This window comes from Neobacillus sp. plas4 (genome assembly GCF_057221695.1).
The window spans coordinates 619717-642449 of record NZ_CM170152.1; the positions used below are offsets into that span (position 1 = coordinate 619717).

General features: G+C 37.5%; 21 protein-coding genes. 13 read left to right on the forward strand and 8 right to left on the reverse strand.

Annotation, left to right across the window (positions count from 1 at the left end):
- Positions 1 to 25 precede the first annotated feature (25 nt).
- Together AC2TFD_RS03000 and AC2TFD_RS03005 are read left to right on the forward strand one after the other, a co-directional pair.
- Entirely contained in the window at positions 26 to 1117 is a 1092-nt protein-coding gene (locus AC2TFD_RS03000) for an iron-containing alcohol dehydrogenase family protein (RefSeq protein WP_335514466.1), read from the forward strand.
- A 174-nt stretch (positions 1118 to 1291) separates the two neighbouring features.
- A complete protein-coding gene (locus tag AC2TFD_RS03005) occupies positions 1292 to 2701 on the forward strand; it encodes a GntP family permease (protein ID WP_335514468.1) in 1410 nt (469 codons plus the stop codon).
- A 58-nt stretch (positions 2702 to 2759) separates the two neighbouring features.
- Here AC2TFD_RS03005 and AC2TFD_RS03010 read toward each other — a convergent pair whose 3' ends face one another.
- Together AC2TFD_RS03010 and AC2TFD_RS03015 are read right to left on the reverse strand one after the other, a co-directional pair.
- Positions 2760 to 3836: a Ger(x)C family spore germination protein gene (locus AC2TFD_RS03010; RefSeq protein ID WP_335514472.1), complete on the reverse strand. Its 1077-nt coding sequence runs from the start codon at positions 3834 to 3836 to the stop codon at positions 2760 to 2762.
- Positions 3820 to 4908: a GerAB/ArcD/ProY family transporter gene (locus tag AC2TFD_RS03015; protein ID WP_484674951.1), complete on the reverse strand. Its 1089-nt coding sequence runs from the start codon at positions 4906 to 4908 to the stop codon at positions 3820 to 3822. Before AC2TFD_RS03015 ends, AC2TFD_RS03010 begins: the two co-directional genes overlap by 17 nt.
- Before the next feature lie 120 nt (positions 4909 to 5028).
- Here AC2TFD_RS03015 and AC2TFD_RS03020 point away from each other — a divergent pair, with 120 nt between their 5' ends.
- The gene (locus tag AC2TFD_RS03020) at positions 5029 to 6474 is read left to right on the forward strand and encodes an HD-GYP domain-containing protein (RefSeq protein WP_335514479.1); all 1446 of its coding nucleotides are present in this window, start codon (positions 5029 to 5031) and stop codon (positions 6472 to 6474) included.
- Here the strand turns inward: AC2TFD_RS03020 and AC2TFD_RS03025 are convergent.
- From AC2TFD_RS03025 to AC2TFD_RS03035, 3 genes are all read right to left on the reverse strand, one after another.
- Positions 6471 to 7847, reverse strand: coding sequence for an MFS transporter (locus AC2TFD_RS03025; RefSeq protein ID WP_484674952.1), 1377 nt, complete (start codon positions 7845 to 7847; stop codon positions 6471 to 6473). The two genes, AC2TFD_RS03020 and AC2TFD_RS03025, sit on opposite strands and share 4 nt — an antisense overlap.
- 134 nt (positions 7848 to 7981) lie before the next feature.
- Positions 7982 to 8461, reverse strand: coding sequence for a glutathione peroxidase (locus tag AC2TFD_RS03030; RefSeq protein ID WP_335514485.1), 480 nt, complete (start codon positions 8459 to 8461; stop codon positions 7982 to 7984).
- 125 nt (positions 8462 to 8586) lie between these two features.
- The gene (locus tag AC2TFD_RS03035; protein ID WP_335567354.1) at positions 8587 to 10077 is read right to left on the reverse strand and encodes a peptide MFS transporter; all 1491 of its coding nucleotides are present in this window, start codon (positions 10075 to 10077) and stop codon (positions 8587 to 8589) included.
- A 279-nt stretch (positions 10078 to 10356) separates the two neighbouring features.
- Here AC2TFD_RS03035 and AC2TFD_RS03040 point away from each other — a divergent pair, with 279 nt between their 5' ends.
- Positions 10357 to 10779, forward strand: coding sequence for a DUF4395 domain-containing protein (locus tag AC2TFD_RS03040; RefSeq protein ID WP_335514493.1), 423 nt, complete (start codon positions 10357 to 10359; stop codon positions 10777 to 10779).
- A gap of 42 nt (positions 10780 to 10821) precedes the next feature.
- Here the strand turns inward: AC2TFD_RS03040 and AC2TFD_RS03045 are convergent, their stop codons facing one another.
- Positions 10822 to 12012 carry an MFS transporter gene (locus tag AC2TFD_RS03045; RefSeq protein WP_335514497.1) on the reverse strand — a complete coding sequence of 397 codons (1191 nt, stop codon included), beginning with the start codon at positions 12010 to 12012 and terminating at the stop codon, positions 10822 to 10824.
- Between the two features lie 240 nt (positions 12013 to 12252).
- On the opposite strand from AC2TFD_RS03045, the gene AC2TFD_RS03050 reads away from it, so the two are divergent.
- Positions 12253 to 12588, forward strand: a complete 336-nt coding sequence (locus tag AC2TFD_RS03050) for a nitrous oxide-stimulated promoter family protein (protein ID WP_335514500.1) — start codon at positions 12253 to 12255, stop codon at positions 12586 to 12588.
- A 102-nt stretch (positions 12589 to 12690) separates the two neighbouring features.
- A complete protein-coding gene (locus AC2TFD_RS03055) occupies positions 12691 to 12915 on the forward strand; it encodes a hypothetical protein (RefSeq protein ID WP_335514503.1) in 225 nt (74 codons plus the stop codon).
- 53 nt (positions 12916 to 12968) lie between these two features.
- Here AC2TFD_RS03055 and AC2TFD_RS03060 read toward each other — a convergent pair whose 3' ends face one another.
- Complete coding sequence (locus AC2TFD_RS03060) at positions 12969 to 14021, reverse strand: potassium channel family protein (protein ID WP_335514506.1); 1053 nt, start codon at positions 14019 to 14021, stop codon at positions 12969 to 12971.
- Between the two features lie 188 nt (positions 14022 to 14209).
- Here AC2TFD_RS03060 and AC2TFD_RS03065 point away from each other — a divergent pair, with 188 nt between their 5' ends.
- The 7 genes from AC2TFD_RS03065 (at position 14210) to AC2TFD_RS03095 (ending at position 20713) form a co-directional block, all read left to right on the forward strand.
- The gene (locus tag AC2TFD_RS03065) at positions 14210 to 14713 is read left to right on the forward strand and encodes a shikimate kinase (protein ID WP_335514585.1); all 504 of its coding nucleotides are present in this window, start codon (positions 14210 to 14212) and stop codon (positions 14711 to 14713) included.
- Between the two features lie 24 nt (positions 14714 to 14737).
- Positions 14738 to 15502, forward strand: a complete 765-nt coding sequence (aroD, locus tag AC2TFD_RS03070; RefSeq protein WP_335514509.1) for a type I 3-dehydroquinate dehydratase — start codon at positions 14738 to 14740, stop codon at positions 15500 to 15502.
- Positions 15503 to 15840: 338 nt separating this feature from the next.
- On the forward strand, positions 15841 to 17199 hold the full coding sequence (locus AC2TFD_RS03075; protein WP_335514512.1) for an arsenic transporter: 1359 nt from the start codon (positions 15841 to 15843) through the stop codon (positions 17197 to 17199).
- A gap of 32 nt (positions 17200 to 17231) precedes the next feature.
- Complete coding sequence (locus AC2TFD_RS03080) at positions 17232 to 17909, forward strand: DUF2642 domain-containing protein (protein ID WP_335514514.1); 678 nt, start codon at positions 17232 to 17234, stop codon at positions 17907 to 17909.
- A gap of 228 nt (positions 17910 to 18137) precedes the next feature.
- Complete coding sequence (locus AC2TFD_RS03085) at positions 18138 to 19013, forward strand: aldo/keto reductase (RefSeq protein WP_484674953.1); 876 nt, start codon at positions 18138 to 18140, stop codon at positions 19011 to 19013.
- Between the two features lie 150 nt (positions 19014 to 19163).
- The gene (locus tag AC2TFD_RS03090) at positions 19164 to 19664 is read left to right on the forward strand and encodes a hypothetical protein (protein WP_484674954.1); all 501 of its coding nucleotides are present in this window, start codon (positions 19164 to 19166) and stop codon (positions 19662 to 19664) included.
- Between the two features lie 14 nt (positions 19665 to 19678).
- Complete coding sequence (locus AC2TFD_RS03095) at positions 19679 to 20713, forward strand: DUF418 domain-containing protein (RefSeq protein WP_335514520.1); 1035 nt, start codon at positions 19679 to 19681, stop codon at positions 20711 to 20713.
- A 20-nt stretch (positions 20714 to 20733) separates the two neighbouring features.
- Here AC2TFD_RS03095 and AC2TFD_RS03100 read toward each other — a convergent pair whose 3' ends face one another.
- A complete protein-coding gene (locus AC2TFD_RS03100) occupies positions 20734 to 22581 on the reverse strand; it encodes an LTA synthase family protein (protein ID WP_484674955.1) in 1848 nt (615 codons plus the stop codon).
- Positions 22582 to 22733 lie beyond the last annotated feature (152 nt).

Here is a 22733-nt window from a genome sequence, read left to right on the forward strand (position 1 = left end):
ACCTTTAAGTGAGGAGAGAAGAATTTTGAAATCATTTTCTGTACATGGAGCACCGAGTGAGTATATTTTCAGTGAAGGTGTTTTAGATCAGCTGCAATCAAAATTGGTCGAAAGAGGCTTAAAAAAAGTACTTATCGTTCATGGCGTAAAATCATGGGAGGCTGCTAAACCATTTTGGCCAGATCTGAACGATATCGAAGTTGAAGAATATGTCTATGGCGGGGAATGCTCTTTTTCAGAAATAGACAAAGTGGCTAATCTTGTTGAGGAAAATTCATTTGATGGTGTAATCGCGGTAGGTGGGGGAAAGGTTCTTGATCTTGTTAAAGCTGCATGTAATCAGACCCATCGCCAAGCGATCTTAGTTCCAACGCTTGCCTCAAATTGTTCACCATGGGCAGCAGTTAGTGTTCTTTATGATGATGCAGGAACTTTTATTCGATACGACGTTTATCCTGTAAGCGCAAGCCTTGTATTGATCGAACCTAGAATTTTGATTGATGCACCTGTAAATATGCTCATTGCTGGTATTGGTGATACACTTGCGAAGTGGTATGAAGCAGATGTTCAGATGTCAGGGATCGATAACAAGCCTGTTCCTTTACAAATTTCTTATTTTGCTGCAAAGCAGTGTAAAGATCTGCTGCTCGAGCATTCGAAGGGTGCTATAAGTGCCGCGAAAACTGGAAAATTGAATGATGATTTCATGAAGGTTGTTGAGACAATTATCACTATGGCTGGTTTAGTTGGTGGATTTGGCGATTATTATGGCCGGGTTGCTGGTGCTCATTCCATTCATAACGGATTAACGATCTTAGAAGAAACACATCATGCATTGCACGGAGAAAAAGTTGCATATGGAATTCTTGTTCAACTAGTACTTGAAGGAAAATGGGATGAAATTGAACAGTTAATTCCAATCTACCGTGACTGGGGGCTACCTATTTCTGTATCGGAAATTGGTGTGCAAAATCTGACTCAAGATATGATTACAGCAGTAGCTCAAAAAGCTGTTATTCCAGAGGAATCCATCCATGTAATGCCAATGGAAATCTCTGCGGAGAAAGTGGCTTCTGCCATTGCAGAACTTGAAAGTAAAGTAGCTGTTTTTAATTAGGGATTCATTAATAGTGGATGAAAGTGAGATTTCATCCACTATTAAACTGCTATTATCTTTATTTATCTTTTTCGAAAGCGTTTTAACTCATATTTTAAATTATTAATCTATTATATTTTTTAAAAATTGTTATTAAACCAAAGACAACTACTAGCTAGAGCGGGGGAAAATTTCATGGAGTTAGTAATTATACTATTAGCACTCGGAATGCTAATGTTCATCGCATACCGAGGATTCACAGTTATCATTTTTGCACCTCTTTGTGCGTTATTTGCTGTACTTTTAACAGAACCCGGATGGATTCTGCCTTTTTACTCGAATGTATTTATGGGGAAAATGGTTGAATACATTCAATTATACTTTCCAATCTTCTTATTAGGAGCAATTTTTGGTAAAGTAGTAGAAATGTCAGGACTTGCGAAAACCATTGCTTCTACTATTGTCCAAGCCGTTGGTCAAAAAAGAGGTATGTTAGCGATCGTTTTACTTGCTGCTATATTAACGTATAGTGGAGTTAGCTTAGTGGTTGTAGCATTCGCGGTCTATCCATTTGCTGCACATCTTTTCAGACAATCAAATATTCCAAAGCGTTTAATTCCAGGAACCATTGCACTTGGTTCATTCACCTTTACCATGGACGCCTTACCTGGTTCACCGCAAGTACAAAACGTAATTCCAACAACCTTCTTTAAAACAGATCTTTATGCTGCACCTACACTTGGGATTATCGGAGCTATCTTTATCTTCGTCCTCGGAATGTGGTATTTAAATTCTCGTCGTATTAAAGCAGAAAAAGCTGGAGAAGGTTATGACAGCTTCGGAACAATTAAGGATGACAGTGAAGTAACCATCGATTTAGGGGAACAAGAAAGTATCGGACGTAAGATCTTTGCTTTTGTTCCAGTTTTATTAGTAGCAGTTTTAAACAAAGTATTAACAACGATTATTCCAAAATGGTATCCAAATGGTTTCGACTTCCAAGCAATTGGAATGAATTTTCCTAGTATTGAAACTTCAAAAGTGATCGGAATTTGGTCTGTGGAAATCGCTCTTTTAGTCGGGATTATTGCTACGATTATTTATAATCGTAAACCTGTAATCATGAATTTCAAAGATGGAATGAAAGTCGGAGTTGCAGGTGCGCTGCTTGCTATTATGAACTCAGCTACAGAATATGGATTTGGTGCTGTTATTTCCAATTTACCTGGTTTTGGTATGGCAAGAGATGGGATTGCCAAAGTATTTGGTCACCCATTACTAAATGGAGCTGTTACAACTAACATTCTTTCTGCTATCTCTGGTTCAGCTTCTGCAGGTATTGCCATCACCCTTGGGATGATGTCGGAAAAATATATTGAACTAGCAAATCAATTCGATATTCCGCTTGAGGTTATGCACCGTGTTATCTCCATGGCTTCTGGTGGTATGGATACACTTCCGCATAACGGAGCTGTTATTACCTTATTGGCAATCACAGGTTTAACACATAAGCAATCTTACCGTGACATTTTTGCGATTACCATTATTAAAACAATTGCGGCGTTCTTTATCATTGCAGTTTACTTATTAACTGGAATTGTATAAGATATTCGAGCAAGCAGACAAATCCTTTTTTTTGAGGTCAAGTCTGCTTGCTTTTTTATTACTCTATAACCCCGGATTCAGAGATTTTCACCTCAGGTTTTATCTTTACTACAAGGTCTTTATATTGATTTTCTCTCCAATTGTTAAAATCAAAATTTCTGGTCTGTGTCTTAACAAAATGACCAAACCCGATTGGATCAATCTCTTTTTCTTTAAAACGGTTTATCATGGCAATGCATTCTTTACGAATATCTTTTTCAAACTGCTCTTGTAGTTTATGCATTAATTTAGGCGTGAGCTCTTGACCGGTAAATTCATTAATGACGCCCTCAACCTTTAAATGGACTGTGATTTCTGTTGGGTTCCTCTTTGTTAATTCATAGTTATGGGATGAATGAATGCTTCTTATAGCTGCCTCACCATTATCAATTTTGACTCGGTGCATTCCTTCACTGTATTTATCTACTAACAGCTTGAAAGAAAACATCTCATCCGGTTTGATAAGATCAACCATTTTTCCAGACCTTAGAAGGGAAATCCCGTTTATTGCCATCTTACCTTTTCCGATATGTTTTATTTGTGGAAGGAAGGGGGTTTTACCTTCTTGATAAAAATCAGCTAGAAACAATTGTAGATTTGTTTTTGGAAGATCTTCGTTTTTGACATTATGCTCTAGCAACTTCGAGATATAGTCGGCATTTCCTCTTATTCCGTAATCACCAGCTAGTAATTTCTTCGTTTCCCCGTCCACTACAGCTAAATAGAGACCAGCCCCTACAGCTGGATCTCTTTGAAAGGCATCAACTAATGGAAGAATTCCTACCTTTTCCGATAAAGTCTTACTAAATAAAACCACCTCAAGACTTCCGGTTACAATTGGGTCTGCAGCCTCGCGTTGTATGTCCTGAAGGATAGATTTCTTAATCTCAGCTTCAGCGGTGAAGGTATTGTTTTTAGGTGGTTGATCGGGAAGGTAGACGGGGATAACAACTGTACCTTGAATGTTTTCCTTATCGATATAGTCAAAGCCAATACCTTCAATTAGACTTATTTCATCTAAAATCTCCTTTTTGACACATCCAGTTAGGATGAATAGCAGGCAAATATAGCGTGAAATTTTAAGAATTGGTTTCACGAGTTCTCACCTTCTTTGCAATGAATGTACCTACAAACAATAATGGAATATATATGATAATAAGGTAATAACCAACCTTTGAGGTAATATCAGTCAGTATATTAATCTGTTCTCTTGTTATGAGCAAAGAGGTACCGATTAGACAAAGAATTGAGATGAATGGAACGGATGTTTTTTGGCGAATGGAGAATATTTGCTTCATCAATCTGCTTGCACTCCATATAGAAATACATATATTAGGTAATATCACTAAACTCCAGTTTGCGATTCCAATGTATTCAAAGCGTTCAACAAAGGGCATTTTAATAATTTTCCACATGGTTAACGTTGGCCAAACATGCTTTTGCAATTGTGCCTCAGAAAAATAGCCAAAGGCAAGGATTGCTAAATAGACACATATAATTGTTGTGAACAAAACTCCAAAATGAGCCCACTTTTTTGCCTTTTCTGGGTTTTGTATGAAAGGATAAAAAAATAATAATGTTTCAAACCCTAAAACGGAAAAAGTCATATCACGACTTCCCAGTAGTATCTCTTTTACAGAATGGTCGAAAATCGGAAGCAAATTGGTAAAGTCGGAATAACGGATAATAACAACAAATAAAATGGCGATATAGAATGGTAAAACAATCGAGAAAAAAGCAATTCCGGCAACGGTTCTAAAGCCGCCATTTACGATATAAATTACGAGTAAAAGGAATACCAGAGCAAACCAAATTACTTTTTGTGCTCCTAAAAAACAAAATCTGTTATCATTTCCGTTTACCGTTAACACCACAGAGCCGCTAAAAAGCCGTTCTTCAATAAGGGAGATATCCTCTGAAACTGTAATATCAGCAAGTGGGATAATCTCTTTTGCATCATCAATTTGTTTAAAGTTCTCTTCAAGTAGATAGGGAAGTACACTATCTTGTACGGTTTTTTCATCCACAAGCGTCGCTAAAAATTTCAAAGTAAAAGAGATGTTAGATTTTTTATTAAAATACTCAACGCATTTATAATCATGAGATTTTGCTAATGCCTTTTTCAAACTTTCTATTTCTGTATTTTTACTTTTAAAAAAATTAAACATACTTCTTCTCCTTTTTTGGAAGAGACTATATGTAGTGTTACCAAGATTGGAAAGTTTATGATACTGAACAGCCGGGGTTGGCAGTATAATAGTTGTAATATGGAATTCGGGGGAATTTTGATGAAACGTAGTAGCTTTTGTGGGCCATTGGCTGCCATTTTAGTTCCTTATCTAACTTTTGAGGCTTTTCATTTGGGTTATTTTAAGGATTTGTTTTTATCTAAACCAATGGAACATTTTTATATCGTAAGTCTAGTATCATTATTAGCCGCTATAATTTCTATTGCAGTAGGAGTTGCTGGGAGGAGAATACGTAATATACAAGTAAGTTTTCTCTCATTAGCGTTTCTATCTCTTGGATTAATGTTTTCAATCCATGGACTTTCTACACCTGATTTCATACATGGTTTCACGCACCTGCCAGGAATCTCTTCGCAATTTAGTGTGTTGCTGGCGGTTATTTGGCTATGGTTATCGTCATTGTCATCTGACCATCCAATTGTAGAATTTCTCGCAAGGAGGCAGCACTTGCTCCTACCTTTATGGACGGCAGCTTTAACTGTTTTTGGGACAATCGGAATGTTATTTCCGCAAATTGTTGACATCGTTCCTCTGAATGCCAATCCGTTGAATATCATCGTAACACTTATCATCTTACTGTTAAGTAGTGCTACGATTTCCTGTTATTATCAATCATATAGGTACACACGCTTTCCTCTGCAAATCGCTATTGTTTATAGTTCCGGCTGGTTAATGGTCTCGCAAATAATCATGGTAAGAGGGGTGCAGTGGTCATTCAGTTGGTGGATCTATCACTTTCTATTACTTGCAGCCATGATCATGATGATTATCGGCTTGGTTAAACAATATGCTGTACAAGGCACACTTGCTGAGTCAATTCGTTCCTTGTTTACCAATGACCCTTTTGAACGGATTACGAATAGTATTTCTCCTAGTGTTAAAAATTTGGTCACTGCAACGGAAAAAAAAGATACCTACACAGCAGGACATACCTTTAGGGTTACCATGTATGCGTTAAAGCTAGCGGAGGAACTTAACTTGAAACCTGAACAACTGCGGGCAATTGTTCAAGGAGGACTTGTTCATGACGCGGGTAAAATAAAAATACCGGATGAAATACTGAATAAACCGGCGAGATTACTTGATGAAGAAAGGGCCTTAATTGAAAAGCATCCTGTGTTTGGCTATGATATGTGCAGAAGCTTAGGATTTATGAAGGAGGAACTAAGCATTATTCGGTTCCATCATGAAAAGTGGGATGGCAGTGGATATCCAGATAAACTGAAAGGAAATGAGATTCCTCTCTATGCGAGAATCGTGGCAGTTGCGGATGTATATGACGCGTTGACATCTGAACGTTCTTATCGTAAGGCATGGACACATTTTGAAGCCATGAAGTACCTAAAGGAAAACATAGGAACCCATTTTGATCCACAATGTGTCGATGCATGGGAACAGCTTTGTACACGTTCCCCAGAAGTTTACCGGTATCCTTCTCAACTTATCAAAGAAGAGAAAACCATCCAAAAGCTCTCTGTATTTTAATGATTCATTGTTTTCGTAGAAAGTTTTGTTTTTGTTATATAAAGGATTCCTGGCAGTAAAAGAACAGATACAATGAACAAGATTATGGTCATTGAATTATGGTTACCATCATTGATCCCAGTTGCAAACATCACTCCAAAAATACTAGAAGCAAGGATATTTCCGATAAATCTAGATGTCATTAATAAACCGGAAGCAATGCCGCTGTCGGATTTAGAAATAAATGAATAAAGTATTGTTTGTAATCCGATGCTTAATATGCCATTGCTTAAACCTAGGATCGATAACACTATAAATATCCACGAAATCGGAGAGTTTTGGTTAATCGTCAATAATGAGATAACACCGATCAGGCCGATAACGGTACCCGAAAGTAAAGGTTTCAAATAACCTGACTTCTCCATCCAGCGTGTTGCAACTGGAGTAACAACCATGGCAAATATCGAAATAGAAAGCATAACCATGCCGGTTAATTTTGATGAAAGGTTTAGTAATAGTTGTAAATAGGTTGGCATCGATAGTAGCATGGAGAAAAAAACGATCGTCGAAAGCGCATATAAAATATAAATTAATGTTATATTTAGGTTTTTCCTCAAAAAGTTCACATTAATAAAAGGTACCTGGTTCTTCTTTTCATATTGATAAAATACAAAGGTTACTAGGATAGATGCTAGTAATGTCCATAGATTTAGTTCATTCTCTAAGGCTTGGAGGAAGAACATCCATAAGGATATTAATAAACCAAATAAGATAATTCCAATTCCATCCCACTTGAAGGCTTTTTCTGAGACCTTACTGTCCTTGGGTATGTATAGAAAAGCCAATATCGCAGATATCGTGATAATAGGGAAATTCACATAAAATATAATAGGCCAGCCGCCCTTTTGAATCAACAGTCCGCTGATAGTCGGACCGAATGCGGCAGAGGTGGTAGCGAATACAGATAGTGTGCCGATTACCCTATTTTGATTCTTTTCAATATAAGATCGAACCATTCCAATACCTGCAGGATAAAGAGCAGATGTACCAATAGCCTGAATTGCTCTCATTCCTAATAAAAATGGCATATTTGGAGATAAAGGAGCGGTAAAGGAAGAGATAGCAACTAAAATGAGACCTGTAATAAAGATTTTCTTTCTCCCGTAGTAATCACTTAATTTACCAAGCAGCGGCAGGAAAATGGCACTTACCATAAAATAGGAAGCGATTAACCAGGAAAGATCTTTTGAAGTAAGGTGAAATTCATTTTTTATTTCCGGCAATGCCACTGTGATCATCGTGGTATTTAATGGATTTAATATAACACCTAAAGCGATTGCAGTTATAATTAAATTGGGTTTTTTAACAAAAGAGGCATTCTTAATTGCTGACATGGTATTAACTCCTCTTTCCGAATCTTAAAAAATTTATCAAGAGTAAATCATATTGTTAATCATATCAATAAAAGAGAGCATTTCAATCGAAACGCTCTCTTTTATTGTAATCACGATGATCTTATCTAATTAGATTATGATAATAAATGGAGTAAATCATCTTCTATTTTATTAGGTTCTGTGGTGGGTGCGTAACGCTCAATAACCACTCCATTTGAATCAACAAGAAACTTAGTAAAGTTCCATTTTATGTTTTTAGATAGAAGTCCTTTTTTCTGGTCTTTTAAGTAAGTGAATAAAGGGTCAGCCTCTTCTCCATTTACCTTGATTTTTGCGAACATTGGGAAGGTTACTCCGTAGTTTAACTGACAAAATTGTGTAGTTTCATCGATATTTTCAAATTCTTGATTATTAAACTGATCGCACGGAAATCCCAAAATCTCTAAGCCTTGCTCTTTGTATTTATCATATAATTCTTGAAGTCCTTTAAACTGAGGGGTTAATCCACATTTGCTTGCCGTATTAACAATAATTAATGGCTTTCCTTCGTATTCTTTGAGTGATTTACTCTCACCATTTGTTGTTTTAACAGTAAAGTCATAAACCGTTTTCATTTGAATTCCTCCCCTGGAATGCTTACAGTGAATAATTATGTACGATAAGCTTAGCGATTTTATTAGCAAATAACAAGTAAAAAGCAGTAACCCATAGTAAATGAGATACTGCTTTTTACGTTAGATTATCGAATTCCTTTCATTAAGCCCTGAATTTTCGGAGCTAATGCAAATAGGATTATACTTAAGACGATAGCTGCACCGCCAATGACACCGAAGTAGGCCATTTCATTTTCAGGTGTATAAAATTTAACGACTTGTGCATTTAGAGCTTGAGCCGCAGCACTTGCTAAGAACCATAAGCTCATTGTTTGCGCTGAAAATGCAGCTGGTGCTAATTTGGTTGTTGCAGATAAACCAACAGGTGAGATACACAATTCACCAAATACGACAATTAAATAACTTAGTACAAGCCACATTGGGCTTACGAGTGAATCTGTACCGCCAAGGTATGCTGGTAAAAGAATAACGAGGAATGAAAGACCAGCAAACAATAGTGCCAATGAGAATTTTTGAGGTATTGTTGGCTGACGGTTCCCCATTTTAACCCAAATCCAGGCAAATACAGGTGCTAGAATGATAATAAATAATGGGTTCAAGGATTGGAACCAAGCTGGAGAAATCGTCATTCCCAACCAATCTAATTGGGTCCGTTTATCCGCATAATTGGCAAGAATGGTTGAACCTTGCTCTTGGATTGACCAGAACATCACGGCTGCAATGAATAATGGAATATATGCAATGATACGGGAACGTTCAACAGCCGTAGTTTTAGGGCTGCGATACATAACAACAAAATATATAGTAGGAATTAGAATCCCTAGAAAAGTAACGATATTAATAAAGCTTGCAAATGTTAAGATTCCCGCTGGAATTAATACTGCACATAAGACAGCTAGGACGACTATTCCAAATCCAATCAAAGTAAAAGTTTTCTTTTTTTCTGCCTTTGAAAGTGGGTTGGGAACATTGGTACCAGCAAGTCCAAGATTTTTCTTCTTTGTTACTACAAACATGATAAGTCCTGCGAACATACCAACAGCAGCAATTCCGAAGCCTAAGTGGAAGCTATAACCCATGACACTTCCGACTATGATTGGTGCTAAGAATCCACCCAAGTTAATCCCCATATAGAATATGGTAAAACCTGCATCACGACGGTCATCACTTTCGCTGTACAGATCACCGACAACAGTGGAAACATTTGGTTTCAGCAAACCAGTTCCGAGTACAATCAATACCATAGAAACAAAGAACATGGCTACGCTGCCGGGTATTGCAAGGACGGTATGACCGAACATAATAAATATTCCACCATAAAATATTGCTTTAGAGGTACCAAAAATCCGGTCGGCTAACCAGCCACCGATAATCCCGGACATATAAACAAGAGATCCATATATGGACATAATGGAAAGAGCAAGATTTTCATCGAGTCCTAGTCCGCCTTTTGAAACTTCGTAATACATATAGTAGACGAGGATTGCCCTCATTCCATAGTAAGAGAAACGCTCCCAGAATTCTGTAAAGAAAAGTGTGAATAACCCTTTTGGATGTCCGAAGAATCCTTTCTGAGGGACACTATCCACAATTTTCTGTCTATCGTAATTCGACATGATTCTACCTCCTTATATATTATATAATAATACTTTTGATTCTTTTCAATTGTCAAAAACTATTTTTGGTAATTGTAGATTATAAAGGTATAGAACATTGATAAATAGGGATTGTGGACTGCAAACAGATGAAAAGAAAGTTTTTTTAAAATAATATCTCTATTTTGATAAAATAGATAATAAACAAAATAGGCCAGCTATTAATTTAGATTGCTATACAATACGACGTAAAGAAAGTAAACTTAAGTTAATAAAACCAATAAGAAAGGTGGGTTTTAATTGTCAGATGTACGTTTCATTCCTAGACCACTTGTTAGAACGAACCAATGGGTGATTTTCATTAGTGCAGTTTTAGCTCTAATTTTTGCTGAAGGATGGTTTTTAATTGTTCCATTACTCGCAGGGATATCAGGAATTGTTTTTAAATATAATCCAATTATGAATATTGCCAAGCTCTTTCTTAAGAAAAAACAAAAAGATTATATTCCAGAGGATTGGGAACAGCAGCAATTTAACCAGAAGATAGCTGTTTTCTGTTTGAGTGTTGGATTCATTAGTTTTCTGCTGGGGTGGAAAACCGCAGGATATGTGTTTACCATCATGGTTGGAATAGCGGCTTTTGTAGCGATTTTAGGATTTTGTATTGGCTGCTTTATTCATTACCAGTGGAAGATGTATCAATATAAAAAAGCCAATTCATAGCAGAAAAAGACTGATGCAGACCCGCATCAGTCTTTTCTTATACTATAAAACAGCTTTTGTCCTTAGTGAACGTCTTTGCCACGTGAATGTAATGAATAAAGTAACCACTAATAGTACAAATCCCAACACAAAGGGATAAGTAATTTTGATATCGTAAAGAAGTCCTGCAAGTGTCGGTCCAATTACGTTGCCAATACTCATATAAGCATTATTCATTCCCATTGCAAATCCCTGCTCATTGCCAGCAAGCTTTGAAATCAGTGTGTTGAGCACCGGGCGGAGAATGGAGGTTGATAGAAAGATAAAAAGAGAGATAATAAAGAATAGATTGTAGCTCGAAGCGTAAAGTGAAAACAAAAATCCTGCGGCTGCTACAGCTATAAAAACATTCAATACTGAACTTTCCCCAAATCGGTTAACAATTTTATCAACAACAAAGAGCTGAACAATAACACTGACCACTCCGGTAGCTGTTACCATGATGGCAATATCCTTAGCGGAAGAGTGGAACTGGTTGTCAAGGTATAATCCAATGACCGATTCATAGGCAATTAAGCCGAAACTCATTACTAGCGTAATAATGAGTGGAATAAAATAAGGCATTTTCACTGAACGGGCGATTTTGCGAGCCATAGACTCATCAGGGTGTAAATCAGCTGCCATATCGAATTTCTCTGTTTGACTCTCCTTAAGAAGAAGAACTGAAAACAATACGGAAACAAGTGAAACTAGTGCAGATATTAATATAGGAAATTTCAAACCGAATTCTGCTAAAAATCCTCCGATTCCAGGACCCACGACAATCCCGAGCGACATCGCTGCCGAAACTAAGCTATTTCCTTTGGCACGCTGCTCAATGGTCGTAATATCCGCTATATAAGCAAAGATTGCTGGTACCAGCATCGCGCAGCCAATTCCTCCGACAGCACGAGAGGCATATAATACCCCAATCGAATTCGAAGCGTAAAAAATAAACATCGACAGGGTAAGACCTGCCAGTCCATAAATAATCATTTTCCTGCGTCCATATTGATCTGTCCATTTACCTGCAATCGGGGAAAAGATGAACTGCGCGCCTGCAAAGATGGCAATGAACAGTCCAGCTGCAGTTCCGCCTTGATTAATCGATTCCAAGTAGGCTGGTAAAATCGGGATGATGATTCCAAAACTCCCAATTGCGATAAACATGTTGATCATCAACATGGTAATTTTCTTTCGTTGTTCTCCTGTCATCATAAGCCACCTTTCGAGTTAGGGGTTTTTCGTTTACTTGTAGTGTTAACCCTTTTTCACTGCTATCTATCATATATAGGGAGACAGGTTTTTGTCAAAGAGAAAGAAAATTCAAGCAAAGGAATTTTCTGATTGAATTTTGTTAGAAAATTGTTGAAGTTTAGCAATTCCAAAGGTGTTTTACTATGATATCGTTTAAGTATGAACACGGAGATTCATGCAGAGGGGGGTTCAAATACGATGAAGAGGCAATTAAATAATGGCCTTATTGTCCAAAAGGAAAAGGAAATTGTCACAGAGATGATTAATCTTTATTGTAAAAAGAAGCACTATCAACAACAAGAGGTATGCAAGGATTGTCATAACCTAAAAACCTATGCTTTAATGAGACTTTCACTTTGCCGTTTTGGCGAAGAAAAAAGTGCCTGTTCTAACTGTACTGTTCATTGTTATAAGCCAAACTATCGTTTGGAAATGAAAAAGGTCATGCGATACTCTGGACCATGGATGATGCTATATCACCCGGTCTATGCCGTGAAGCATTTGCTGAACAAGCCTAAAACACAACTGAAATAACCTTAGCAGCATGGGAATATGCCCATGCTTTTCTATATTTTAATACAAAGTTTTTCTAATATTTGGTATTATTTAACTAATACAAGACATGGAGGGGTTTGGATGACAGGGACAATCGCAGTTATTATGGTATTTTCGATTCCGATTATCGCAATTTTAACAGGCCATTTTCAGAAGCAATCAAAAATTAAGTACAAAATCATTGAAGGGGAATTAGAATTAGAGAAACTTAAACACCAAAACTATTTAATCGAAACCGAAAGAATGAGGCTTGAACTTGAGCAAATGAAGCTAGAAGAGCCTCAGGATAAAATTAAATTGGTGTAATAAGCAAAAAGAGTGTGAAATCATCAGGAGTTCCAATGATTTCACACTTTTTTTTATTTAGTAATGGTTGATGGATTTATTTTTCCAAGTGCCTCTTTATTGCAAATAACAAATAGCTGGGCTTCCTCTGGAATGGGTTCATCGAGTTTTTGGTTGATTTGCAGGTTCCCTCTGTCTGCAACAAGTGTGGCCCCTTTATTGAGAAGATCTAAATAGGCATCCCGGTATGTTTTCCAGTCAGCTTGTTTTGCGATTTCATACATGGATTCTTCATACTGACTGCTCATCAGTTCCGAATACATATTGGTAACCCCATGAGAAAATAACGAACGGACGGCAGCATGAGAAATCATTTCTTGTGTTGGAATGAATTCATCTACCTTTACATGTTGGAATAACCGAATATGTTTTTGGTAGACCACCTCTGCTGTAACATGGATTGGAGTATTAAGCTTCTCTTCAATCGCCGTAATCGCTGTTGCAATTAGCATTGTTTTCCCGTCAACTAGCAGCGGGTCTTTAGAGCCAAAGTTATCTTGCAGAATTTGATCAGCAAAGATAATAACCCCTTTCGCTTCTGGTAAATTTGCTTGGAGCAGTGTCTCTTCCTCCGTTGCATCACCACGGACATAATATAGTTGTTTCTCCACCATTGGAGCATTTTCAAGTTCGTCAATAATAACAATGTCAACGGATTTATCTGATTTAAGGATTTCTTGGATGGCAAGTTTTGATTTGTCACTCCATCCAATGAGAATAATATGATTTTTTCCTGTATATTTCATTTTTCCTCCAACTTTAAGTTTGTCGAAAAGTGTGACGATTTTTAGCATTTTTCCAATAAACACACTGACAAGTCCAATTCCGGTTATATAAAGGATAATAGTGAAGGCCTGCCCCATTTGGGTAACAGGTGCATAGTCTCCAAAACCCACCGTAGCAAGGGTAGTCAGCACCCAATAAATAGCGGTTAAATAGGTACCGAAGGTTTTTGGCTCAATGTATAAAGCAATATAGGCAGCAATTAAAACATACAAGATAAAAAGAGGGAAAAAAATTCTATTTCGTAACTTTGTTAAGTAATAGAGCATTTTTTTAAAGGGCATTCCCATGTTTTCTCCTAGCATTAGAATCATTGTATAAACTTATGTTCCCAAAAAAAGCCGGAAAATAATCATGATGGTTTTCTCCAATTAGAAAGCTTATAATGGAAACAAAATATTGCCTGTGGGAGTTGTGGAGACCGTTGTCAAACAGTTCATGGAAAGAAAAAAATATTGTTTTTATTGGTTTTATGGGGGCTGGCAAAACCACGATTGGAAAGTTAGTAGCCCAAAAGCTTTATCGAGATTTTATTGATATCGATGAGGAAATTGAAAAAGAATACAAGATGCCAATCCCTCAAATATTTGCTGAAATTGGTGAAAAAGCTTTTAGGGCCAAGGAAAAGGAATTCATTCAACGTCTATGTGACTATAAATTAAAGATTATATCTGTTGGAGGAGGAGCTTTCCTTCAAGAGGAAATTAGAAATGTTTGTCTCTCTTCCTGTATTGTATTTTATTTAGATATTACCTGGGATGCCTGGAAGAACCGTCTAGGTTTGATTGTTGACAGCCGCCCGGTACTTCATGGAAAGTCAATGGAAGAAATTGAAGAGTTATTTTACAAACGACAAGAAATCTATAAAAATAATTTTCACTCAACCATTGAAATTAGTCATCAAGATATGGAGGAATTGGCTGAAAGTATTGTCGAAAGCCTAAAATTAACTTGGGAGTTACATGAAACCAAATAAGGCTGGAGCGGAGGGGAGTATTTAATGAGAAAAACGATAACGGTAAAGGGTGTTACGCTTGGAGAAGGGGAACCAAAGATATGTGTTCCAATCGTAGGGGGAAATCTAGAGCAATTAAAGGAAGAGGCGGTATTTTTAAGAACCGTAGACTTGGATGTCGTGGAATGGCGTGTGGATTTTTTTGAACAAGTGGAAGATATAGAGAAGGTAACAGAAGCGCTAGCTGCCATTCGAACGATACTAAAAGATATACCGCTTATTTTTACCTTCCGCAGCGCCAAAGAGGGTGGAAAAAAGGAAGTCAGCACCCATTACTATTTTCAATTAAATCAGACAATCGCTGAATCTGGACAGGTTGAAATGGTGGATGTAGAGTTATTTAACGATGAACATGACATTAAATCATTGATACATACAGCGCATCAGAATGATGTTTATGTAATTGTTTCGAATCATGATTTTGACAAGACGCCGGCAAAGGAAGAGATTATCTCTCGTTTAAGAAAGGCACAGGAATTGGGAGCAGATTTACCAAAAATCGCAGTAATGCCGAAAACCGCAGCTGACGTATTATTACTATTAGATGCAACCAATACAATGGTTGAACAATATGCTGACAGACCGATTATTACCATGTCAATGGCTGGAAGGGGTATCATCAGCCGCGTAGCTGGAGAAATATTTGGTTCAGCACTGACTTTTGGATCAGCTAAGAAAGCCTCTGCTCCAGGGCAGGTTCCTGTCGCTGAATTACGGAATATTTTATCACTTATAAATAGAAGTTTATAATCGCTTATTTTAAGAGGGTAAATACCTAGTCATGATAGGTGTTTACCCTTTTTACTTTTAGACAGACATGAGAGATCCTCGTGTCTGTCTATTTTTGTGTAAATTTCTATGGTTTGGGTTGATTCATTAAAGATAGTTGTCCATAGATTCTAGTGGATTTATTCCGGAAAAGGGTACAAACCCAAAGCGGGTGCAGTTCATAGTACATATAAATAAAGTACACTCAGACAACAGAGATAGATGGAAGGGGGGGACAAGAGCGGACTTGGGCCATCGAGGAGGTAGAGTCATCTCATGAAACTTCATGAAAAACTAACTAGATTGGAAGGCGAGTAAATATGATTCAACCTATGGTTTGGATGACCATTTTAGCATTTGTGGCCACACTCATCTTTATTCTGTGGAGACCTAGAGGAATTAACGAAGCCATTCCTGCCACAATAGGTGCGATTTTTGTGTTAATCAGTGGAAGTGTTTCGCTGACAGACCTTGGAATTATTACGGAAACAATCTCGGGTGCAGCGATTACCATAATGGCAACGATTGTCATGGCTATTGTATTAGAAAGCTTTGGATTTTTTAATTGGGTAGCGGAGAAACTCGCTGCTAAAGCAAATGGGTCAGGTATAAGGTTATTCTGGTATGTCAACCTTTTATGCTTTCTCATGACACTTTTCTTCAATAATGATGGAAGTATTCTAATCACCACCCCCATTCTTGTAATGTTATTGAACAATATGGGGTTAAAAAATCATCAAAAAATACCGTATTTATTATCTGGCGGATTAATTGCTACTGCTTCTAGTGCACCTATTGGGGTCAGCAATATCGTCAACCTGATTGCTCTGAAAATAGTGGAAATGGACTTGTGGCTGCACACGGCAATGATGTTTGTGCCAGCAACGCTTGGTCTTTTGTTACTTGTTTGGCTTCTGTTTCTTCGCTTTAAAAAGGTTATACCAAAAACTGTTCCTGTTAAAGTAACCGGCTTGACGAGAAGCTCATATCATCCGCTTAAACCTGGTCCAACGTATGCCACCGAAAAGGATCGGTCTCGCTTTATGAGAAATGTCCTACTATTTGTATTTGCAGTACGTCTCAGTCTATTTGCCGCATCATATTTTGCCATACCTGTATCGGTAATGGCCGTGATTGGATCACTTGTCCTTTTAGGCTGGAGATGGGCCTATTTGAAAGTATCACCGGTCGATATGCTGAAAAAAACCCCCTGGTATATTCTTGTATTCGCCTTTAGTATGTATGTCATTATTTATGGCCTGCATAATATTGGATTGACAGATTTGCTTATTGAGTATATGCGTCCAATGGTATCAGGAAGCCTGCTCAATGCCAGTGTGATGATGGGAGCACTATTAACGGTCCTCTCTAATATCTTTAATAATCACCCGGCACTTATGGTCGGAACGCTTACGTTAATGAATATGGATCTTAGCCCGCTAGCCTTAAAAGTCTCCTATTTAGCAAATGTCATTGGAAGTGATATGGGGTCATTATTACTGCCAATGGGAACACTTGCAACGCTAATGTGGATGCACATCGTTAGAAAGGGAAAAGTCATGATTACATGGTGGGAATATGTAAAAATCACCTTTGTTGTTATTCCCCCAGCCACATTGTTTACTTTAGTTGTCTTATATTATTGGGTTTCATGGTTATTCGGCGGAGCACTTCAGTAATGAGAAGTAAATGATCAAAAGGAGAATGTAATATGAGTGTATTTAAGGATTTAATTGGAAAAAACATTGAAATTGAGCTTTCCGGGAAGAATTTTTACACTGGTACTTTAATCGATTCCGGGTTAGATATACTTGTTTTATATGTGGGGAGAAGTCAAAGGTTTTATTATATTCCAACCGTTCATATTCAGAGGGTGAAAGAGGCAAAAATGGACCAAAATTCATTTGTGTATGAGCTTCCTGAAGAAAAGCCGCTTAAACCGGATTCACTTACAATTTCATTTCGTGGAATATTAAATAATGCTAGAGGGAGGTTTGTCGAGGTATACGTAACTGGGAATAAAACAATTCATGGTTATTTGACGAGTATCATGAACGATTACTTTGTCTTTTACTCTCCTATATATAAAACAGTATTTATTTCGATGGATCATGTCAAATGGCTAGTTCCCTATCCGGAACATAGTGCACCCTATTCCATCAACAACCAGACACTCCCTGCCTCCCCGGCCTCGATACCATTAGCAAGAAGTTTTGAAGATCAGTGTAAAAAGTTAGAAAATCAGCTTGTGGTAATAGATGGAGGCGATAGCAGCGAGAAAATAGGACTGCTTCAGAAGGTATCAAATTACCAATTAACAGTCATTACGGCAGAAAGGGATATGGTATATCGAAATTTAGAACATATCAAAACAATCCATTTCGCGTGAATAGATTTTTTGAAAAGAGGGGTATCAAGTGGAGAGGAACATAAAAAATAATCCAAGCTTGTATGGCTGACAAGGATGGATTACTCTTTCACAAAGCGCGATGATATTGACCGTGACAGTAGGTGGTCCACGGTTTCTTTTTGTTATACTTATTGTAGTAATAAAATATGATATGGTCATCAAATTTGTTCAAGTTTAAAGATAAAATTATTGCTGAGGGGGATTAAAATGATCTATAAAAGCTTAGGGAAAACAATTAAAAAAATACCAGTCCTGGGTCAGGGTACCTGGACCTATGGAGAAAATAAAAGTGAAAGTTTAGAAGAAATAAAGGCATTAAGATTTGGAATTGAAAATGGACTCACATTAATTGATACAGCCGAGGAATACGGCAAAGGAGGTGCTGAAAGAATAGTAGCAGAAGCAATAAAAGATTGCCAGAAAGATATTTTTTTGACTACAAAGGTCTCAGCAAAGAACTGTTCCTATAGAGGTGTGATGGAAGCAGCAGAGAGAAGTCTAGATAGGCTGAAAACTACATATATTGATCTTTATTTACAACATTGGCCAAGTAGAGATTATCAAATAGAAGAAACCATGAGTGCTATGGTGGAGTTAGTTGAAAAAGGATTAGTGAAATATATGGGGGTTAGTAATTTCACTCAAAAGTTGATGAATGAGGCACAAAGTGTTTTGGGTAATCACGTTCTTTCATGCAATCAAGTGGGTTACCATTTGAATGACCGGCGTGTGGAGAATAATGTAATTCCATATTGTAATACTCACGGCATAACGGTAATGGTATACTCTCCATTTGGCTATGCTCCACAGATTTTTGGAGGTAATGGATTCCCTGAATCCGGAACGAAGGCACGCAGTGTATTGGATGAGATAGCTGAAAAATATGGTGCAACTGCATACCAGGTTGCTTTAAACTGGGTTATTAGACATGAGGGAGTTATCACGATTCCAAAAGCAAAAAATCTTAATCATATAAAACACAACCTTCAAGCGCTTGATCTTACTTTATTAGAAGAAGATTTACAACTTATCGATTTTTACTTTCCAAGGGGAAATGAAGATATGGGTTTATTGAGATATTAAATGGAGTTTTAGACAATCGCAGATAAATTTTGATTAACGCAGATAAATCTCCATTAACGCAGATAAAATTGAATTACCGCAGATAAAATGAACTTTTCGCAGATATAACATCCTAAGGTAAGAAATTGACTCGAAAAAAGGGGGATAAGCGTGCACCATAAACTTTGGATTGCAGTAAATAGTTGTTTAATTGTTTTTTCAATGATCTATATCTGGTTTTTCCGGCCGCATGACAGCAGTTTAGTGGTAACGGCCCAATTTTTAGCACAAATTGCTATGCTGCTGTTTTTGATTAATATCAATATGTATTTCATTTTTCTCGTTATTCGTAAAACATCCGTAAGGCAGGTAAAGATACGGCTTGCGAAGTTTTCAAGGTCCATGATGAAATGGCATATTTCAATAGCAGTCACAGCGACAACAATCATTATTGGTCATGCTGCGATTAACCTATATGAAATTGCGCCGGCTGTTGGGTATGATAATCTGAAATTAGTCAGCGGTTATTTAGCGATTGCCATACTATTCGTTACATTAGCAGCAGGCTATTTACGCCATAAAAAATCTTCAGGATTTCGGCGGAAATTCCATCTGACAACAGCAATGGTATTTTTCATTGTTTTTCTTATACATATGTTCATACCAATTTAATCGGGGTGGGGAAAATGCAGCCAACTGACAGTCATAAACGAATTGATATTTTGGATTACTTACGGGGCTTTGCGCTCTTGGGGATCATTCTAGTCAATATCCTGCCGCTCATGGCGGTTAAACTTCCGGAGCCTGGATCCTGGAATGCGGGCTATCAACGGTTTCTATTTTTATTTGTCGAGGGCAGATTTTATACGCTTTTTTCATTCCTGTTCGGTGTTGGGTTTTACTTGTTTATTTCTAGAGCCAATGCGAAGGGGAAAAATGGTTATGTTTTGTTTTTGCGCAGAATGGCAGTGTTATTTATCCTGGGATGGTTTCATGTAAAGTTTCATCCAGGTGAAGCCTTAAGTGTTTATGCGGTTACTGGGCTTCTGTTACTCCCATTTTACAAGATAAAGAAAGAGTTGAATCTTGGAATTGGCCTAATCCTCCTCGTTGGTTTAAGTATCATGGCATTTAAACTGTTTATGGTGGTACCGTTAATACTGCTGGGGATTGCTGCCGGTCAATATCGGATATTTGAAGAACTTGGAGGGAAGTTGAAAAAAGTAGCCATGTTTACTGGTGTTATGTTTTTAGTGAGTTTGGCTGGCATGATTAATCAAATTCAACATGCTCCATCCACCCCCATTGGTTTTTTTGAGGGGGGAATAGATGAAACTACCTACATGTTTTTAAGTATTGGAATTACGATTGGGCCAGCTGTTTCGGCTTTATATGCAGGTATTCTTATTTTGCTTTTACATATCCCGATTGTTCAAAGGCTGTTAGCACCTCTCAAAAGCTATGGACGGATGGCATTGACGAACTATATCTTTCAGACAGTTTTTATCTATCTAGCAGGTTATGTTTTTAACTTGTTTGACGCACTAACCTATCTCGAGTCTCTTGTTGTCTGTTTAATCGTTTATGCGGTTCAGCTTGTCTTCAGTGTTGTATGGCTTCGATTCTACCAATTTGGACCGCTGGAATGGATATGGAGAGGGCTCACATACTTGGACATGCCCCCAATGAGAAAACGAAAAAAAGAAGGGCTAATCTCATAACAATTAGGCCCTTCTTTTTGCTATTCTTCTGTTTGTTCCTTACGAATATAATCCGAGTATTCCATAAGTTTTAACGTATTATCGATACTTTTTTGCAGGTCTTTGGTATTCTTTGTTTTCTTCATTGTTTTTCGGTCATAGATGGAGGCAGGCAGCTTGGCGCTAGGTGCCATGTAAAACGTTTTATCACTAATAAATGATCCCCCTGGGAGGTAATACCGCATACCAAGCAGGTTCTTTTTGTATTGAAACAAGTTATGCCCGATCATTTGGGTATCATGCTCAATGCCCAGCATGTTTAAAAGGGTAGGCATAAGGTCAATTTGGCCGCCGAGGTGGGAGTACGTTTCCCCCTTAAACAGCTCCGGAACAGCAAAGATAACAGGTACAATAAAACGATCCTGCATAGTATATTCATGGCCTAATACTTCTTTTAAAAGGAGTTTATCATTTTCTGTAACCGGTGCTCCATGCAGCCCTGAATGGTCCCCATAAATGAGAATAATTGATTCATCATAGATTCCAAGTTTCTTTAGGTGGTCAATAAAAATCCCGATTTGTTCATCTGTATATCGAACAGATTGAAAATAGTTTCCGACATAGGTCTCTTTAAAGTGTTCAGGTAAGTCCAGAAACGCATATTCCTCGGGCATTTCAAACGGTGTATGACTTGTGAGTGTAATAATATTGGAATACATTCTATCGTGTGTTTTCAACTGTTTAGGTAGTTGTTCTTCGACAAAGGTAAATAGCACTTCATCTGCGGGTCCAAAACCAATTTCTTTCTCATTCGGAATTTCGCTGCTCGTGTAAATATAGTCAAATCCTAGTGCTGGATATAATTTATCACGGCTCCAATACGTAATATCATCAGCGTGATACGTCGCAGTCCCGTAGCCATTCTTTTGTAATGTCCTTACAAGAGAAGGGATCTCCGTTTCTTCAATTGTGTTAACGGTTGGATCCATGCCTTCAGGATAAAGGGAAGTGTGCATTAACCATTCTGCATCTGATGTATTCCCTGCACCGATTTGCTGGTAAACATTATTGAAATAGGCACTGTCTTTTAAAAGTGCATTTAAATTTGGCGTAATTTCTTGACCATTGATTTTTTGATTGATGGTAAATTCCTGTAAGGATTCCACCTGGATAATAAATACATGGCGATTGCTTGCGATACCAAAGCTTTCGTGTTGTGCAGCAGGGACAAACGTATTGCCTTTAAGTTTTTCAATCTCTTTTTCTGACAAGCGCTCCTGGCTGGCCAAGGCCGTTCCCAGGCTGTTTTCATATGCTTGAACGAACTGTGATTGAATATAGCCATGCTTTTTGGCAAAGTACGACACATCAATTAAGGGATAGCGAAAAGCAATAACCGTCATAATTAGCCCGATACAGCCAAAGCCAATTCCCCATCTTTTTACAGAAGCAAACGATGCACTATTCTTCTTGAGCAACCAAATCAGCGGGAGAACGATGACGACATCAAAGAAAAATAAATAGTCATATGGTGTACCGAGTAGTGCCACGGTACCGCCAACGGAATTGGATTGATAAATTTGTTTGACATCATAATAGGAAGGCACCGTTGAAAAATACCTGGTGTAGTAGACGACAACGATAAAAAGCACCGATAGGATAAGGTTGTAAAACCAAATAGCCAGCCAGGTCCTTTTTTTACAAAAGACAATTAAAAAAGTTAGTAAGAGTGCCCACATTGGAAATTCAACAAATAACACATGGAAAAACGATTTATTCTCAAAAACGACAACCTGAAAAGCATAAATCTTAATAAATAAAACTGCAAAAATTAATACGAGGGGGTGGAGGAAATAGTCTTTTATAGAAATCCCCCAATGTTTTTTCATAAGACAACACCTCTAAAAAGCTCTTCTCTCATAAACTTATCAAATCTTCTACAGTACTATCAACTAAAATGGTAAATAGATTGTAAATTTTCTATAAATGCCCAATGGTATTGGTGAAATAAATTTTCCAGTATGATATGATTATGCAGAAT